This is a genomic window from Oleiphilus sp. HI0125, from assembly GCF_001635355.1.
Window position 1 is genome coordinate 1 of sequence record NZ_LWGF01000111.1, and the last position, 713, is coordinate 713.

At 46.4% G+C, this 713-nt stretch carries 1 protein-coding gene; it reads right to left on the reverse strand.

Features of this window, described 5'->3' with window-relative positions:
* Window positions 1-88: 88 nt before the first annotated feature.
* The coding region (locus A3762_RS01695; RefSeq protein WP_156493127.1) for a DUF3530 family protein at window positions 89-713 on the reverse strand (625 nt) is incomplete at its 5' end.

The window sequence follows — 713 nt, forward strand, 5'->3', positions numbered from 1 at the left end:
CAAGCGTCTTACCAGCAAATTCTCAGTGAGTTTACTGTTGTCGTAAATCGGCTCGAAGTTCTAACCGGCACCAAAGCAAAAGACTTTCCTATCGAGCGCTAGCCTGTTCTTGTCCGGGCGAGTAGCGATTTAACCAATCGCTAATCCTTTTTTCTAGGAATCCTTCCGAACCGCTGCCTTTAGGGGCGCTTAGTTTTAATTGTCTGTAGTTGGCAAAGCCGCCAACACGAGCTCCAGCATTACGTAGTCGGGCTTTATCTTTTGCTTCGGGGGAAGATTCGTATATATCGAGGATGGGTGCCGGAAATCCTGCGCCTAGTTCGCTAGATAGTTCGATGTTTTGGTGCTGATTTAACTCTGGCGCAATAAATATTAGCGCAAATCCTTTGTCTGAAATTTCTGACTCTTTGCTTTGAATGAAATCAATTGCGAGCCCCGCGCTCTCTCCAATGGCAATCAGCGCTATGTTTTGAAAGCCTTGGCTTGCAAGATAATTCATGCCCGCTTGAATATGCACGATTGCCCTGTCGTGATAAGGGCCAATTTTTGTTGAAAGTTCTTCGTCTTCTTTAAGATTGATATCGACGCTCTCTGATTCTTCGGGCTCAGCCGCAGGTTCTGCTTCTGCATCTTCAGTGGAAGGTGATTCTGCTTCTGGTGCTTTTTGGGCTCGGCTTCCCAATAAAGTGGCCTTTGTTATTGCTTCGTTGGCA